Below are 16530 nucleotides of genomic sequence, written 5' to 3' on the forward strand. Positions count from 1 at the left end.
GACCCTACATGCTGAAAATTCTATGCGTATGTGGCTGCGGCCTCGGTTCAAGCTTTGCCATTGAAATGACGGCGAAGGCAGTTTTAAAGAAGCTGGAGATTCCCGCACAGATTGAACATACCACTATTTCCGAAGCCGGGGCGTTTAAATCAGATATGATTCTGACGCAAAAAACCTTCGCCGATATATTAACGGCGGATGCCAGTGCGGAAGAAATTAAACGCGTGGTGGTACTGCATAAGCTCACCGATAAAGATGAAATTGAAGCTAAGATCGTCGCATTCTTAAAAGAGCGTAACCTGAAGGTAGCGGACTATGAATAGCTTTGTAGAGTTTATCGTTAAAGATTTACTCGGCCAGGCTTCAATATTAATTGCATTTATTGCGATGCTGGGCCTGATTCTGCAAAAAAAATCAGCGGGCAAAACGGCGGAGGGGACGTTTAAAACGCTGCTCGGTTTCTTAATTATGATGGCCGGCATCAACATTATTGTCGCCACGCTAACGTTCCTTAACGATATCTTCACGCAGGGATTCGGCATGAAAGGCTACATTACCGATGTCGCCGCCATCGCCGGATTAGCCAACCGTGAATTAGGTTCCGAAGTCGCGCTGACCCTGATGGTGATTTTTGCCGTCAACATCATTATCGCCCGCCTGACGCCGCTGAAATATATCTTTCTGACCGGCCAGGCGCTGTTGTGGATGGCAACCATCGGCGCGGTGATTGGCTATAAAGCCGGGCTGACCGGACTGCCGTTGATTTTAACCGGCGGTATTTTCGGCGGCGTGATGGCGGTACTGATGCCCGCCCTGGCGCAGCCGGTCGTCAGGCGCATCACCGGTTCCGATGACGTGGCGCTGGGGCATTTCTGCACTATCGGCTATCTGGTGCAGGCGGCGGTGGCTAAAGTGGTGGGTAAAGGTTCCCGCTCAACGGAAGATCTTGAATTACCGGATAACTTTAAGTTCCTCCAGGACACCTATCTCGCGATGGCGGTGGTGATGGTGCCGATGTACCTCATTCCCGCGATTGCGGCGGGCCCGGAATATATCGCTCAGTTCTCCAACGGCATTAACTACCTGATGTACGCCTTTATGCAGTCCATTCAGTTTGTGGCGGGGGTATTCGTTCTCTACAGCGGCGTGCGCCTGTTGCTCAACGAGCTGGTGCCGGCATTTCGCGGAATTGCGATGCGCATTGTCCCGGACGCTAAGCCTGCGCTCGATTGCCCGGTGCTGTTCCCGTATGCGCCCAATGCGGTGATCGTCGGCTTCCTGGCGACGACCGTCGGCTCCATCATCGGCATGCTGGTGTTCCCGATGTTTGGCCTGGCGATGATCCTGCCCGGTCTGTTAACCAACTTTTTTGCCGGCGGTACGGCGGGCGTCTTCGGTAACGCGCTGGGCGGCCGCCGCGGGGCGATGATTGGCGGCGTCATTCACGGCCTGTTTATCACCTTCCTGCCCGCCATTTTGGTACCGATGCTGGAAAGCTACGGTTTTACCGGCGTCACCTTCAGCGATTCGGACGTTATTAGTTCCGGTCTGGTATTAGGCCACGCCTTCCAGAACAACTGGCTCTTTGTCGCCTTGTTCATTGTTTTTGTTGCCGCACTGGCATGGTTCGTAAACGGTAAATCAGCGAAGCCGAAAGGGGAAAATGTTCATGAGTCTGTATAACTTCAACGCTATTCTGAAAATTGCGCAGGAAAGAGATTTTAAAGCCATTGGCTCATTTAATTTGCACTGTATTGAAATGCTGCCCGCCTTTTTTAAAGCGGCGCAACAAAGCGATAGCCCATTAATGATTCAAATCTCTACCGGGACGGCGGAATATCTCGGCTATCGTTTACTGGTGGATGCGGTTCGTTCATTAGCGGAAAGTGAAAACGTGCCGACCTGCCTGCACCTGGATCACTGCTCTGATATCAGCGCCATTGAAACGGCCATGGATGCCGGATTTTCATCGGTGATGTACGACGGCTCCCATCTGGATCTGGAAGAGAATATTGGCAATACCCGCATCGTGGTGGAAATGGCGCGCCCGCGGAATATCACGGTAGAAGGCGAGCTGGGGGCGATCGGCGGATCGGAAGATGGCAAAGCCGTGGCCGCGGAGGATATCTGCTTCACCACGGTGGAGGACGCCAAACGCTTTGTGGAGGAGACGCAGGTGGATATGCTGGCGGTCTCCGTGGGCACGGTGCACGGCCTGTATACCGGTAAGGCGCAAATTCAGCACCAGCGGCTGAAAGAGATTAGCGCCGCGACCGGCGTGCCGTTAGTGCTGCACGGCGGCACCGGCGTCAGCGATGAAGATATGCGCCTGGCAGTCACTGAAGGTATCAACAAGGTGAACGTCGGCACTGAAATGAATGTGCAGTGGGTCGATCAATGTAAAAGCACGTTTGAAAAAGGCAAAGTGAACGACAGCGTGCGCAAATTTTTAATTCCGGCGAATAACGCGGTCACCCATGTATTAATGGAAAAAATCGCTCTGTTTAAATAAACGCATATTTTTAAACCGTATTCCGTTGCCCTGCTGTCCGTCGGGGAGGAGCTCGCTATGTTTGAATCTTTGAAAACGCTGTGGAAAAAAGAGAATCAACCCCCGCAGGATTATGACGAACAGTCTCGCCAGCTGGCGGGGGAAATTGCCAGGCTGGAAGGCGAGTTACGGGGCAATCCGGCTAATGGCGAAGTGCAGAAAGCATTAATGCTGATATATAACCGGGCGCTGTCGGTCTATGCCAAAAGTCATACGCATCGCGAGGAAATCGATGCGCTTTTTATGCGCATTGATGAGTTACGTAACATTATTCGCCATAATATATAGGAAGTGATAATGACGATAAAAGAACTGCTGATTGAGGCCGATGCGATTCAGGTCGGCGTCACGGAGTCCGACTGGCAGAAGGTGATCCAGCTGGCGGCCAGCCCGCTGGTTGCAAAAGGCTATATCTCGGCAGATTACGGCCAGGCGGTGATCGATAATACCCTGCATCATGGCGCCTATTACGTGTTTGATGAAGGTGTCGCCATCCCTCACGCCAGGCCGGAATGTGGCGTCAAACGCAACTGCTTCAGCCTTGTGGTGTTGAATAAGCCGATTCAATTTGCCGATAGCGAGAAGGCGGATATCGTCATTATGTTCGGCGCGCAGGACAGCAATGCTCATATTGAAGAGGGGATTCGGGCGATTGTCGCTCTGCTTGATAATAACGAGACCATGGCGAAGCTGCGGGCCGCCAGCAGCAGAGAGGAGGTCGTCGCGTTGTTATGAACAGACATCTCACACCCGGCTGCAAAACGGTGATTTTAATTAACGGTATTCCCGCATCGGGTAAAAGCACCGTCACCCGGCAGCTATCGGCAGCGTTTAATCTGCCGCAGCTGACCATCGACGGTATTAAAGAGCCGTTTATGGCGTGCTTTACCGGGATCGACCGGACCTTCAACCGGCAGCTGGGCTGCGCCGCGTATGAAGTCATCTGGTCGATCGTCGGCCAGTCGCCGGCAGGCTGTATCTGGCTTATTGACGCCTGGTTTGGCTTTCAACCGCGCGACACGCTACAGCAGCTGCTGCAACACGCGGGCGTTGAGAAAGTGCTGGAGGTCTGGAACCACATCTCGCCTGAGCTTGCGGTGTCGCGCTATGCCAGCCGGTTGCAGGATCGTAAGCCGGGGCACCCGGGCGAGGAGTATCTTCCGGAACTGGCGCAGCTGGCGCAGCAGGCGGAACCGATGCGGCTGGGGCCGGTGTTCACCGTGGATCAGCACAAGCCGCTGGATATGGCGTCCGCTACCCGTTGGATCGAAGCACAAATAGCGTAAGCCCTTAAGGGCAGCTGCCCGGCGGCGCTTTGCTGGCACGGCCTATAAAAATTGCATAACAACATGATGTTTCGCGTTTCGTAGGTCGGATCAGGCGACGCCCGCCATCCGCAGCAGCGCCGTCGCCACGGCGGCGGCGATAATTACCACGATCAGCGGCATCTTACGCCAGGCAAGGAACACCGCCAGGCCCACGCCCAGCACCCGCGCCATCCCGGCAAAATGTTCGCCTTCGTAAAAGGTGGTCGCCAGCGCCACGGAAAAGAGCAGCACCGTCGCCGCATCGGAAAGCAGCGCCTGGGCGCGCTCGGAAAACGCCAGCCGGCTGCCGAGCTTCGCCCCGCCTAAACGCATTAAGTAGGTGCCCAGCGAAAGAATCGCAATACCGGCGATAAATAGCGTCATATTGCCCATTATTTTTTCCTCGTCAGCAGGCCAAACAGCGACAGCAAAACCGGCAGGCCAACCGGTGCGAAAGGAACGGCGGCCAGCGACAGGGCCGCTCCGCTGCAGGCGCGGATCAGCGTGGTGCGGTTTTTAAAGGCCGGCACCACCAGCGCCAGCAGAATCGCCGGGAATACCGCATCGAGGCCAATGGTTTCCGGGGCCGGGAGCAGTTTGCCGACCCCCGCGCCCAGGAGCGCGCCCAACGGCCAGATCAGCGCCACGCCCAGGCCGCACAGCCAGTAGGCGGCCCGCCGCTGCTCGGGGGTTTTCTGCGACAGACCAAACACCACGCTTTCATCGTTCATAATATGGCAGCCGAGGAAGCTGGCGGCGCGCTGGCCGACCAGGTCGCGAACCGTCACGCCGAAGGGAATATGCCGCGCGTTGACCAGCAAACCGGCCGCCGCTGCCGCCAGCGGGTTGCCGCCGCTGGCGACAATGCCGATAAACATAAACTCTGAGGCCCCCGCCAGGACGCAAACCGAAAGCACAAAGGGGACCCAAATCGGGAAGCCGTAGGCGACGGCCAGCGAGCCGTAGGACATCCCGACGATGCCTACCGCGAGGCAGACTAAAACAATTGCTCTGAGGGTGTCGCCTTTAAGCGTAGCGAAGTGTTGTTTCATACTCTTTAGCCATATCGAACGAATTTCCATTATAATGAACGTAACAGAATCGCATTTCAAGACGAACGAAACGTTCGTTATAAAAAACAAGGAGGGCTGTATGACTCAGCCAATTAGCCTGATTGCCAAAAGCCTGGTGCGGGAACGCGCGCGCACCGGTCTTTCCCTTGCCGAAGTTGCGCGACGGGCGGGAATCGCCAAATCAACGTTATCGCAGCTGGAGTCCGGCAACGGTAACCCGAGCCTGGAAACCCTCTGGGCGCTGTGCGTGGCCCTCGATATCCCCTTTGCCCGGCTGCTGGAGCCGCAGGTGAATACCACCCAGGTGATCCGCCGCGGCGAGGGAACGAAAGTGATCGCCGAGCAGGCAAACTATCAGGCGATTTTACTGGCCGCCTGCCCGCCGGGCGCGCGGCGCGATATTTATCTCCTGCTGACCCAGCCGGGCGCGGACCGCATTTCCCACCCTCATCCGCCGGGTTCGGTGGAGCATATTATTGTCACCCAGGGGCGCGCGCGGGTCGGCCTGACGGAAGCGCCGGAAGAGCTGGGGGAGGGAGATTACATCTGCTATCCCGCCGATCGGGAGCACGTTTTCCAGGCGCTGGAGCCGGATACCCAGGCGCTGCTGGTCGCCGAGCAGAACTAGTCAGGCCCGACACTGGGCCTTGGGTGTGCCAAAAACAGGCGTCAGATAAAAGGGATTGTCAGGCGCGCGCGTTATGATTGATATCGCCATCGGCCGTTTTCTGCAGGGCAATAGCGATAGGGCAGGAGAGGTCGAGCTGCCGGGGATGATAGCCGCGCTGCAGCAGCCAGAACCACTCTCCTCCGGCCGCTGGCTCCAGCCCCATATCGGTAAAACCTGCTCGCCGCAGCCTGGGTCGTAGCGACATCAGCGCGCCATCCACGCGCGCCCGGATATAAATCAGTTTACGGGCCGGCAGTCGGGAAATCTCGTCGACCATCTGTTGCGTTGATATATTCATCGTGACGTCCACCCGATCATCACAAAGGGCAATTTCAACGGGGGCTGCACAAGTTTCCCTGGCGGGCGGGATCTGCGCCGCGCCAAATTTTTCCTTTAGCAAGTTTATCCAACCATCATCACGGCTATCATCCGCGGTGAGCGGGACGGGGCGTGGCTGCAAGGGTAATACGCCGAGGATAATGCTTTCACGCAGGCCGGATTGAAAGGGGGAGGGGACGTAATCTCTGAGCAACCCCGTTGAGTAAAAGCCCAGCCTCTGCGCCAGGCGCTGCGAGTGTGGATGGCTGGATACCATTTTGATGGTTAGCGTGCCCAGGCCAAGCCTGCTTGCGGCAAGACGCAAATATTCCCCCAGTTGGGTGGCTACGCCCCGGTTTCTGAAGGCGGGGTGCACCGCGAACATGGCCAGTTCGGCCGTCTGCTTATCCGCGTGGTGCCGCCATAAGGCGGCATGCCCGATGATGATGCCATTCTGTTCGGCTATCGCGCTGTGCCATTCGTCCCGGGCGTTGCGCCAGCCAATCAGGCTGGGCATATAGATATCAGGATAGACATAGCGATCGCCATAAACCGTACGAAATAAGGCGCTGATGCCTTCGCCGTCTTGTCGCTGGAACGCTCTGATTTCAATCATTTCACCGCCTCCTGCGCGAGGTAGGCGCGTTTGTCGATCACCCGCTGCAGCTTACCTGTTCGGGTATTGCGGATAAGTTCCGCCTGGCTGCACCAGTGAACCTGAACGCACAGCTGGCCGGCAGCCTGTAGTTCTGCGAGAGCGTGATCCCTGGCGAGTAATTGACCGCAGAGCCTGTCGGCCTGCTGCCGGGTACCGGAATAGGCGATACGTAAGCTCAAACGATCCCGGTTATCGGCGTGCTCCAGCATCAGCTGCCACTGCTGATGCCCCATCTCTTCCGTAATAAGGGACGCTATTTCATCAGGAAACAGCGAGGCGTAACCTACCCGCAAGCGGTGCCCGAGGCTACTGCGTCCCTGCAAAATAAACTTGCGATGTTTGCTTCCCGGAGGTTCACGCCAGGCGGCCAGATCGCCTACCGGATAGCGAATCAGCGGCATCAGCGTGCGCGTGAGGCTGGTGACCACCAGCATTCCGGAACGATTGATTTCGTCGATCGGCTCGCCCGTCGCTTCATCAATAATTTCCACGATAGTTTCGGGTTCAAAGACCCGATGCTCGTCCGCCAGGCAATCCGGCGTGCTGAGTCCGATAAGCCCGGCGTCCACGCAGGCGCAGCCGATAGAAGCAATACGGGCGTTGGGAAAGGCGGATTTCAGCAGCTGTAGCTGTTCAGTAAAAAGACTCTCGCTGCCGTAAAGGATGGTCTCGATACCGGGCAGACGGCGGTTTTTTCCAGCGAGCTCTGCCGCATATTGCAGCAGCATCGCCGGGACGCCCACCAGTACGTTGATATCGTGCTGGACGATCTGTTCGGTGAGGGTGTGCGGTTCAAGCGATCCGGTGAAAGGGTACTCGCATACCGGTATCGACATGTGCGAAAGCGCGCCGTGGATAAATAAGAAGCTCGCGTACAAATCACCGGCGAAAAATAAATTTGCCACGCGCGCGCCTGGCTTGAGCTGGCTGGAGAGGCTGCGGCCAAAACTGGTGACGAACGCACGCCACTCCTGGCGGGAAAAAACCGACAGCTTGCCGCCGCCGGTGGTGCCGCCGGTCTTAAAGACAATACCGTCCTCCACCGGCCCGGTGAGGACGGGCCAGTTTTTCAGGCCTTGGCTCCCCTCCCAGTAGCGTTCGGGATTAATAAGCGGCAGGTCCTTCAACTGCCAGCCGCGGGTGGCGAGATGGCGATAGTGTTCGGCATAGAAAGGCGAGCGGCAGCGAACCCTCTCGACAAGCTGTTCGAGACCCGGTGGGCTTACGGCTACTTCTTCCGTTTGGGTGGATTGCGGATCAAAGTGACCCATCATCTTTGCTGTTGTCATATTCAAATATCCTTATTGTGAACCGATCGGCGGGAGTGCGCTCAACGGCGTTTATCAATGACCAGCGGCGTCTTGCCGCTTTGCGGATGCCGTTCAAATTCGCTGAACGGGCGGCTGGTCACGGCTAACTCCAGCAAATGGGTGTCCAATGCCATTTTGAGCTCAGGGTCGGTGCAGACCCGCTGTTTGACAGTATCAATATTGCCGTCGGTGAAGATGTTGATGCATTCGAGCCCGCTGCGCGGGTTATGTTGAAGAATCAATTGAACAGGGGCATCGGCGAGCGTTGCCAGCCGCTGGGGTTGAATAAACATCGTGCCGATACGCACCAGGCTGCCGTGGCGGCCTAAAAGTTCAAAGCGGGGGCTGGGGGCGCCGCAGGGGCATTCGCCCGGCAGCCAACGGCCCATATCGCCGATGTCATAACGAATCACCTTCTGACCTTCGCGGGCCGTCGAGGTAAAGAGCAGGCGGCCGGCATCGCCGGGCGCGACGGGCCGATCGTCGAGCGGGTCGACAATCTCCAGCCATTGAATATCCGTCATCAGGTGAAACACGCCATCCGGGCAATGCGTACAGGCATGTCCCAGCGGCCCGGCATCAACCGAACCATACAGCGCCGAGCGAATGGTTTTCACCCCGAAACCGTGAATATAGTCACGCTGGGCGACGCCCATATGTTCGCCGCCCAGCAGCAGTTTCTGAATACCGCCGTAGTCGCGCAGAATGGCCTCTTCTCGCGTAAAGAGCTGATACAGCGTGCTTGGCATACCAATGAGCGTGGTAACGCCCTGATTCACAATGGTTCGGGCGATCTCGTGATAGTCATCATCATGGGGGCCGCCCATGGGAAGATGGGTCACTTCAAGCATTTCCAGTAGGGTGAAAAAGCTGAGTAAACCACCGTAGAGATTGCCCGCGTACATCAGATTGAGCACTTTGTCGTGGGCGGGATCTAGCCCGGCGGCGAACATGCCTGCGGCGGCGGCCTGCATCTGGCGGCGATAGTCGCGATAGGTAAACCCGGCGAGTTTAGGCACGCCGCTGCTGCCGCCGCTGCGAAAGAAAAGCTGGGCGCTGGGCCGCATTGCGTGCTGTAAGAATGCCGTTTTATCCATAATCGGCTGCTGCGCCGTCAGCATCGGCGGCGGCGGGTTCGGATCGAGCGTGGCCTGCTGCGGCAGGACATCGGCATCCAGCGTCACGGTGACGCGGCGAGCCAGCTGACTTAAGGCGTAAACGCCGTCATGCGGTTCGCCGTGATAGCCGTCATGCATTTTACCGACGGGGGTAATTCGATTGACGCCGGCTGCCAGCAGCAGTTGGCTGAGGGGGATTCTGTCCCGATCGGCGACAACCAGCCCGCAGGTTTGCAGGTGGGTTCGCCAGGGGCGCAGCGTTTGCATCACTTTATTTTGCGGTAGCGGCCGCAGCAGGACGGTTCGGAACAGCGGTGAAGGCGTTATGGCCGAGGTGTGTTGCTGAATGATGCGCCAGCCATCTCCTGCCAGCAGAGCGTTGTCAGCCCCGGCAAATACGGTGTCCAGCTGCGCGAAGGCGACGGCGCGGGTGATATCCGCCGCCGCCTTTTCATCGGGCATTAACGGTTGCCACCGTGCGTGACGGCGCCGCATGGCCTCCGCCAGTCTTTCGCCAATATCCTGCAATACCGCCGAAGCATCGCTATCAACAAAAACGATTTGCGGGCTGGAACAGGCCTGCTGGTCAAAACAGCAAACGTCATCCGCCAGCGCGAGAAGGCTTTCTTCATTAACGGCATCCGGTTGTAGCCAGGCAAAGCTGATTTTATGTCCCCATGGGATCCAGCGACACCCGCCAGGGAGCTGTTGACGAATCGCCTCGAGGGCGGTATCGCCACCCCAGGCCGATATACCATCGGCGTGGGTAAGCAGCAGGGAAAGGCGCGTGGTTTCGACGGGAACCACGGCGACGAAGTTAGCCAGCTGGTCCGTTAAATCGCAGTGGATAAACGCCCGTAGCAGATCGATTGTCATTCCTTGTTCGCTGGCGCTCGGGCGCAGCCAGTTAATATTCCCGACCAGCAGGCTCTCTATTATTGCGAAGAAGGGAAGCAGTTCCGCATTGGCTGGGGTGACATGCACCACGACGCCCAAAGGACGCCAGCCTTCAAACTGCGGTTCACGGTAGTTAATGCGGCGCACGGAAAAGGGGGTATCGCCTAGCTCATGCTCGAGTTTTTGGCGCAGCGCGTCCGGTTGGCAAAACTTTCTGACCTCTTCCCGATAAGCCGGGCCCAGTTGAGGAAGGAAAGCGTGGTCTTTTAGCTGTTCGATAAAACGCCCGGCGCAGGCAAGCACGGTTTCCGGACGCGGCGGTTGGCTCAGCGCGCTATCCAGCCCGCTCGTCAACATGGCGATGGCCTCTTCTGGCGTGAGCGAGGGATAGTTTTTTCCCTGAATGAGATACATATTAATTTCCCTTAATCAGTTCTGACGCCGCCAGTGCGCAGCTACGTGCTTTGCTATGGCTGGCCCGGCCCAGCAGCTCAAACCAATCGGTTGTCACACCGCATCCGCACTCTTCGGCGCGGTGCAATTGTGCAAGATCGCTCATGACCACGCTGTGCGCAGGGCAGGAGGTGATATAAGGCGACACAAACTGTATAAAACCGCGCTGCCCATAATCTTTCACCGCCAGAGAGGCGGTATCGCGGATCCAGGCGCGGGAATAAACGGGAATATGGAAATGGTGATGCGCGCATTCAATGTAGGGCACGCAGTGCTCCACGGAACCATAGCCGTCGCGGCATCGGCTATCGGGGATCCCGAGCTGTTGGGTCAGCCGCGCATAGAACGCGGATTTAGGGATTTCACGGTCGGCATGCGTTTTCCAGCCGCCGCCGAAAAAGGCCAGCGATTGATGATGAAGCTGGAGCGGCGGTAGCTGCATTTCTCGCATCCGTTCCAGTATAAACCACATAAATGCCGGGAAACCGAGGATTCGTACCGGTAACCCCTCTTCAGCAAACTCCTGTAAAGCGCGAATCACGCCGAAAGGGTCGAACTCATGCCCGCTCCCGGTGTGACGCAGCGCGTAAACGGCGCGTTTGACCGGCGCGTATTTACACAAGAACTGGTCGGTAAAAGAGGTGCCAAGCGTGATGATATCGGCGGGTTCGTAGCTGAGGAGCAGGTAGTTGCAGGGCGCATCGGGCGTTTCCCAGCCATAATGGCGGAAAATGCGATCGACCATTCCCTGGGCGGCTCCGATACTGCGCGCATCATAGCGCATTCGACTTTTCTGCCCGCTGGTACCGGAAGAGGTGAGTTCAAGCGCATCCTCACCGGAGCGGCCGATCGGCAGATTCTGTTTGAAATAGTCGGCAAAGATCGGCGGCAGCTGCGACCACGAGTCTATATTGGCCGCATCTGCCGGAATATTGTGGCGGGCCAGCCACTGGCGGTAGCCCGGCGTATTCATAACATGAAATGCAACGATTTCACGCATGGCTTCATCAAAGAGCCGTTGTGAATCGCTATCTTCATGATAAGGGCTGTCGAGTGCGCAGAGGGCATCGACGCAGGATAAAGTGTCCATTTTATTCATCCTTAATAAAAAGTCGTCCGTGGGTGATTAATGGCCTGAAGCTGTTATTTTCGTTTTACTCCTCTTCTGCCTGGTGAATATATTAACGATAATGAATAATGCTGCCAGCATCGGAATAGTGGCCGCGATAATATATGCGCTGAGGCTGTCGCCGGCACCCAATCCGGCCATTAGCGCCCCCCCGAGGCTAAAAATAGCGACGGAAATCATGCCTATCATTGCCGATACTGAACCTTTTCCATGCTCGCTGGAAAATAGCGTGAGGCGATACAGCGTGGCGTTGCAAATGCCCAGGCCAAAAGCATAAATAGCCATGCCAATAATCAGCGCAATAATATTTTGCCATATTAGCGTCATGACCAGCGCCAGCATTATGCCGATAAATATGGGAGAGAGTGAAAAGTATAATAACTGCTCCGGCTTAAATTTTTCAGCGGTAAAGTTAAGGACGATATTCCCCCCAATCAACGCCGCAAAAACAGGTAATTGCCATAGCGCGTACTCCAGCATACTCATTTGCAGATGATGCACCAGCAGCAGCGGGGAGAGCGCGATCCACGCCATCAGCGGCAGCCCGACGAGGCCAAGCGCAACGCTGCCGGATATACAGCGTGGGTTCGTAAGCAAATCGCCATAAGCGCGCGCAAGGGTTTTTACCTCGAGCGGCTGACATTCAATTTTACTGCCATCCTCGCGTACAACGCCGATCGTCTCCGGCATCCAGCGTAGCAAACCGAACCAGGTGAGCGTCGCCATCAACGCGATAGCAATAAAAAGCGTGCGCCATGACAGGTATGCAAGCACAATGCTACCGACCAAAGGGCCAAACAGCGGCGACAGCAGCGCGATATTGGCAAACAGGGCAATTAAGCGGATCGCATCCGATTCGTTGAATGCTTCCTGCAGGGCCGGATAGCTCACTACCACCACAAACCCCAAACCTATTCCCTGAATAAACCGCAGGAGAGTAAAAACCTGGATATTGTCTACCCATGGCGTGGCCAGGCAAGAAACAGAAAAAAGCGCACAGCCGATGAGTAATAAAGGCCTGCGGCCAAATCTATCCGACGCCGGTCCAATAAGCCACTGAAAGCTGACGCCGCCAAGTAAATAGGCATTAAGTGACCACGGTACGTAATGCGGTTGAGCATTTAAATCTTTAATAACCGTTAGCATTCCCGGCATTACTACATCGCTGGCGACATAAGTTAACAGCTCGAATGTTGAAAGAAATAAACAAAAAAATAAAGCGTGCCGTGAAGAAACAGGCAGTAGTGAGTTATACATAAAACCCTGTTATTAACATATTCCATTATTTTGCTTTTATATCACTCCCTCTTTTTAAAAACTTTTATCAAGTGATTCTTAGTTGATAAATATCAATGAACAGACCGTGTTCATGTTTGTTTTAACTGCGAATTATAATTCCGATACATACTTCATATTTTAATTAAAAATAAATCGAATGATTTATGGGGATTAAATGTGCGTTTTCCAGACGCTGCGTTATTTTTCCAGGGTTGAGCGATCAAGTCATTCATCTATCAACCATATGATTTGTATAGGGTAAACCTGTCGGATTCAAATATATTCAGCTTGGTGAATCACAGCGTATCTTCGTCTCTTTCTTATGAGGAAGGGGGCGTTTAATTTACCGCCACATTGAATAAACGGTCTTGCTGCCTCTCATTTCTTTGTGACGTATCATCAGGCGCCGAGGGCCGCGGTGTTCAGGTATTGCCGCGCGGCGTCGCTCTTGCTGGACGCCATGCCCGTATTGCGGGACACTAGCCGCATTCTCCCGCGAAGACAGGGATACTTATGTCGCTGAAAGCCATTGCTAAAGAACTTGGGATCTCGGTAACGACCGTCAGCCGTGCGCTAAACGGCTATGATGACGTGTCGCAGGAGACGCGCGCCCGCGTGGAGGCCGAAGCCCAGCGCCGTGGATATCGGCCAAATACCTTCGCCCGCCGCCTGAAAATGGGCAAAATTGACGCCGTTGGCCTCGTTTTTCCCGTGCGCCCCGCGCCGTTGAATAACAACGTCTTTCTTGAAATGGTGGGAGAAATCAGTCACGAGCTGGCGCGCTATGAGATTGATTTACTGCTGATTGCCGACGATGAACAGGCCGATAAGCACGGCTATATGCGTATGGTGCAGAGTCGTCGCGTCGATGCGCTGATCGTAGCCCATACCCTGGACGACGACCCGCGCCTGATTCAGCTGCTCTCTTCCGGCTTTCCTTTTCTCGCCCTGGGGCGCAGCCGCCTGCCGCAGCCCTACGCCTGGTTTGATTTCGATAACCAGGCGGGAACGTACCGCGCCACCCGTCATCTGATTCGCCAGGGGCATCAGCGCATCGCGCTGCTGAGCGAAAATAACAATCAGGCGTTTATTACCCAGCGCCGCAACGGTTACCTGCAGGCGCTGCGCGAAGCGGGCCTGGCGGAAACCTGGCTGCGCAGCGTGCCGCCCACCCGCCGCGGCGGGTTTCAGGCAACGATGGAGCTGCTGCGCTTGCCTGAACCGCCAACGGCGATTGTCACCGATTGCAACACCCACGGCGACGGCGCGGCGATGGCCCTGGCTCAGCTCGGACGCCTCACCGGCGCCGATCGCGTCTCGCTGGTGGTTTACGACGGCTTGCCGCAGGACAGCATCATCGAAACCCCGGTGGGCGCGGTGGTTCAGTCCACCCGGCAGGGCGTGGGCCGCCAGATAGCCACCATGGTCCGCCGCTTAATCGCCGGCGAGGATCTCGCCTCTCTCCAGGTGCTCTGGCAGCCTGAATTTATTCCCGGCGAAACCGCCTGATTCTCCTCCCGTCAGATTAATTTCCTGAACTCGATCACGGATCCGAAACGTTTTGGTTGGCACCCGAAACGTTTCGGATCAACAGTAAGGCATTCCTTGTTGTGGAGATGTCTCATGTCTGATTCGATTTTACGCCTGCAAAGCGCAGCGGCCGATGTGGTGATAAAAACTCGTCCGTTCGCCGAAATTATCTACTGGGGGCCACATTTAAGCCACTTTTCGCCGCAGGATGCGGCCAGCATCGCCCGCGCGGTGGCCAATGGCCGCCTCGACGTCGATTCCCCGGTAACCTTAATGGCCGAACTGGGCCACGGTCTGTTTGGCGCGCCGGGCATTGAAGGCCACCGCCAGGGGCTGGACGCCTCACCGATATTTACCACGACCGAGGTGGTGCAGGATGGGCAGAATTTAACCCTTCTCAGCGAAGACGCGCAGGCGGGCCTGCGGCTGTGCAGTGAAATTCAGCTTGATAGCAGCGGCGTGCTCAGCGTTCGTCATGGTTTAACCAACCTGCGCCCGCAGCCGTGGCAGGTGGACCGCCTGGCGGTCACGCTGCCGGTCGCCGAGCGCGCCCGCGAAGTCATGGCCTTTCATGGCCGCTGGATCCGCGAATTCCAGCCCCATCGTCTGACCCTTGAACACGACAGCTTTGTGCTGGAAAACCGTCGTGGACGCACTTCTCACGAACATTTTCCAGCGCTGATTACCGGCAGTCGCGCTTTTAGCGAGATGCAGGGCGAAGTGTGGGGTGTGCATTTGGGCTGGAGCGGTAACCACCGCCTGCGGGCGGAAGTGAAAACCGACGGTCGCCGCTACCTGCAGGCGGAAGCGCTCTATCTGGCGGGAGAAATGGCGCTGGCGGAAGGGGAAACGCTGTGGACGCCGAACCTCTACGCCAGCTATTCGGCGCAGGGGCTGAACGGCATGAGCCAGCAGTTCCACCGCTATCTGCGCGAACAGATTATTCGCTTCCCGGACAACAAGCCGCGCCCGGTGCATCTCAATACCTGGGAAGGGATCTATTTCGACCACGACCCGCAGTACATCATGCGCATGGCGGATGAGGCGGCGGAGCTGGGCGTGGAGCGCTTTATCATTGATGACGGCTGGTTTAAAGGGCGCAACGACGATTGGGCGGCGCTCGGCGACTGGTATCTTGATGAGGAAAAATACCCTGACGGTCTGACCCCGGTTATCGACCACGTGAAGTCGCTGGGGATGGAGTTCGGCATCTGGGTTGAGCCAGAGATGATTAACCCGAACTCCGATTTATACCGCGCCCATCCCGACTGGCTGCTGGCGCTGCCGGGCTATACGCCGATCCCCGGGCGTCATCAGTTTGTCCTGAACCTGAATATCCCTGAAGCCTTTGATTATCTGCTGGAACGGATGAGCTGGCTGCTGGGCGAACACGCGGTGGACTATGTGAAGTGGGATATGAATCGCGAGCTGGTGCAGCCTGCCCATAACGGCAAAGCCGCCGCCGATGCGCAAACTCGCCAGTTCTATCGCCTGCTGGATACGCTGGTGGCCCGCTTCCCGCATATTGAATTTGAATCCTGCTCCTCCGGCGGCGGGCGTATCGATTATGAAGTGCTGAAGCGCAGCCATCGTTTCTGGGCTTCCGACAATAACGATGCCCTTGAGCGCAACACCATCCAGCGCGGCATGAGCTACTTCTTCCCGCCGGAAGTGATGGGCGCGCACATCGGCAACCGCCGCTGCCACGCCACCTTCCGCCAGCACAGCATTGCGTTTCGTGGCCTGACGGCGCTGTTCGGTCATATGGGGCTTGAGCTGGACCCGGTGACCGCCGATGAGCAGGAGCGCGCGGGCTATCGCAAATACGCGGCGCTGCATAAGCAGTGGCGCGATGTCATTCATCACGGCGTGCAGTGGCGTATCGATATGCCGGACGCTACAACCCTTGCGCACGGCGTGGTGAGCGAGGATCGGCATCGGGCGATTTTCCTCGTCAGCCAGCTGGCGATGCCGGACTACACCCTGATGGCGCCGCTGCGCGTGGCGGGGCTGGACGCGGGCGCCCGTTACGAGGTGACGCTGCTCGACCATCCCGATATTCAGATTACGGGAGAGGGCGGCCATACCATGCGTAAGCTGCCGGAATGGATGACGACGCCGCAGACCGTCAGCGGTGAGTGGTTGCAACAGGCGGGGCTGGCGCTGCCAGTCCTCGATCCGGAAAGCGCCATTTTGATTGGCCTGCAACGCGTGTAATGACGACGGGCCGCGCGTCGG

The 16530-nt window shown here is 56.8% G+C and carries 16 protein-coding genes; 9 read left to right on the forward strand and 7 right to left on the reverse strand.

Annotated elements, in window-relative coordinates; all coding sequences use genetic code 11:
- The first annotated feature begins 8 nt into the window (after nucleotides 1-8).
- Genes ABLU96_RS13110 through ABLU96_RS13135 form a run of 6 tightly spaced genes read left to right on the forward strand, consistent with a single transcriptional unit; the run spans nucleotide 9 to nucleotide 3837 of the window.
- Nucleotides 9-323, forward strand: coding sequence for a PTS sugar transporter subunit IIB (locus ABLU96_RS13110; protein WP_004855885.1), 315 nt, complete (start codon nucleotides 9-11; stop codon nucleotides 321-323).
- Nucleotides 316-1683 carry a PTS sugar transporter subunit IIC gene (locus ABLU96_RS13115; protein ID WP_004855887.1) on the forward strand — a complete coding sequence of 456 codons (1368 nt, stop codon included), beginning with the start codon at nucleotides 316-318 and terminating at the stop codon, nucleotides 1681-1683. The genes ABLU96_RS13110 and ABLU96_RS13115 overlap by 8 nt, the downstream gene beginning before the upstream one ends.
- Complete coding sequence (locus ABLU96_RS13120) at nucleotides 1670-2512, forward strand: class II fructose-bisphosphate aldolase (protein WP_014227379.1); 843 nt, start codon at nucleotides 1670-1672, stop codon at nucleotides 2510-2512. The genes ABLU96_RS13115 and ABLU96_RS13120 overlap by 14 nt, the downstream gene beginning before the upstream one ends.
- A gap of 57 nt (nucleotides 2513-2569) precedes the next feature.
- Nucleotides 2570-2839 (forward strand): hypothetical protein, encoded by a 270-nt coding sequence (locus tag ABLU96_RS13125; RefSeq protein WP_014227380.1) that lies wholly within the window; start codon nucleotides 2570-2572, stop codon nucleotides 2837-2839.
- A 9-nt stretch (nucleotides 2840-2848) separates the two neighbouring features.
- A complete protein-coding gene (locus ABLU96_RS13130; RefSeq protein WP_014227381.1) occupies nucleotides 2849-3286 on the forward strand; it encodes a PTS sugar transporter subunit IIA in 438 nt (145 codons plus the stop codon).
- Nucleotides 3283-3837 carry an ATPase AAA gene (locus ABLU96_RS13135; RefSeq protein WP_025106530.1) on the forward strand — a complete coding sequence of 185 codons (555 nt, stop codon included), beginning with the start codon at nucleotides 3283-3285 and terminating at the stop codon, nucleotides 3835-3837. The genes ABLU96_RS13130 and ABLU96_RS13135 overlap by 4 nt, the downstream gene beginning before the upstream one ends.
- A gap of 90 nt (nucleotides 3838-3927) precedes the next feature.
- On the opposite strand, the gene ABLU96_RS13140 is transcribed toward ABLU96_RS13135, so the two are convergent.
- Both ABLU96_RS13140 and ABLU96_RS13145 read right to left on the reverse strand, forming a co-directional pair.
- Complete coding sequence (locus ABLU96_RS13140) at nucleotides 3928-4251, reverse strand: AzlD domain-containing protein (RefSeq protein WP_009653628.1); 324 nt, start codon at nucleotides 4249-4251, stop codon at nucleotides 3928-3930.
- A complete protein-coding gene (locus ABLU96_RS13145) occupies nucleotides 4251-4910 on the reverse strand; it encodes an AzlC family ABC transporter permease (RefSeq protein WP_009653646.1) in 660 nt (219 codons plus the stop codon). The genes ABLU96_RS13140 and ABLU96_RS13145 overlap by 1 nt, the downstream gene beginning before the upstream one ends.
- Before the next feature lie 100 nt (nucleotides 4911-5010).
- Between ABLU96_RS13145 and ABLU96_RS13150 the strand changes: the two genes are divergently transcribed.
- Nucleotides 5011-5559, forward strand: a complete 549-nt coding sequence (locus tag ABLU96_RS13150; protein ID WP_004855902.1) for an XRE family transcriptional regulator — start codon at nucleotides 5011-5013, stop codon at nucleotides 5557-5559.
- A 58-nt stretch (nucleotides 5560-5617) separates the two neighbouring features.
- Here the strand turns inward: ABLU96_RS13150 and ABLU96_RS13155 are convergent, their stop codons facing one another.
- The 5 genes from ABLU96_RS13155 to ABLU96_RS13175 are packed head-to-tail and all read right to left on the reverse strand — an operon-like array spanning nucleotide 5618 to nucleotide 12741.
- Nucleotides 5618-6535, reverse strand: a complete 918-nt coding sequence (locus ABLU96_RS13155; protein WP_032693306.1) for a GNAT family N-acetyltransferase — start codon at nucleotides 6533-6535, stop codon at nucleotides 5618-5620.
- The gene (locus ABLU96_RS13160; RefSeq protein WP_064406185.1) at nucleotides 6532-7866 is read right to left on the reverse strand and encodes an AMP-binding protein; all 1335 of its coding nucleotides are present in this window, start codon (nucleotides 7864-7866) and stop codon (nucleotides 6532-6534) included. The genes ABLU96_RS13155 and ABLU96_RS13160 overlap by 4 nt, the downstream gene beginning before the upstream one ends.
- Nucleotides 7867-7907: 41 nt before the next feature.
- Nucleotides 7908-10316: an acyl-CoA reductase gene (locus tag ABLU96_RS13165; protein ID WP_064406186.1), complete on the reverse strand. Its 2409-nt coding sequence runs from the start codon at nucleotides 10314-10316 to the stop codon at nucleotides 7908-7910.
- 1 nt (nucleotide 10317) lies between these two features.
- On the reverse strand, nucleotides 10318-11445 hold the full coding sequence (locus tag ABLU96_RS13170; RefSeq protein ID WP_014837014.1) for an acyl-protein synthase: 1128 nt from the start codon (nucleotides 11443-11445) through the stop codon (nucleotides 10318-10320).
- A gap of 36 nt (nucleotides 11446-11481) precedes the next feature.
- Nucleotides 11482-12741, reverse strand: a complete 1260-nt coding sequence (locus tag ABLU96_RS13175) for an MFS transporter (RefSeq protein WP_049079322.1) — start codon at nucleotides 12739-12741, stop codon at nucleotides 11482-11484.
- 534 nt (nucleotides 12742-13275) lie between these two features.
- Between ABLU96_RS13175 and ABLU96_RS13180 the strand changes: the two genes are divergently transcribed.
- Entirely contained in the window at nucleotides 13276-14271 is a 996-nt protein-coding gene (locus ABLU96_RS13180) for a substrate-binding domain-containing protein (RefSeq protein ID WP_025106535.1), read from the forward strand.
- Between the two features lie 114 nt (nucleotides 14272-14385).
- A complete protein-coding gene (locus ABLU96_RS13185) occupies nucleotides 14386-16509 on the forward strand; it encodes an alpha-galactosidase (protein ID WP_064406189.1) in 2124 nt (707 codons plus the stop codon).
- Nucleotides 16510-16530 lie beyond the last annotated feature (21 nt).

The sequence above is a fragment of the Klebsiella sp. CN_Kp106 genome (assembly GCF_040064575.1).
In the GTDB taxonomy this organism is placed as follows: Bacteria; Pseudomonadota; Gammaproteobacteria; order Enterobacterales; family Enterobacteriaceae; genus Klebsiella; species Klebsiella michiganensis.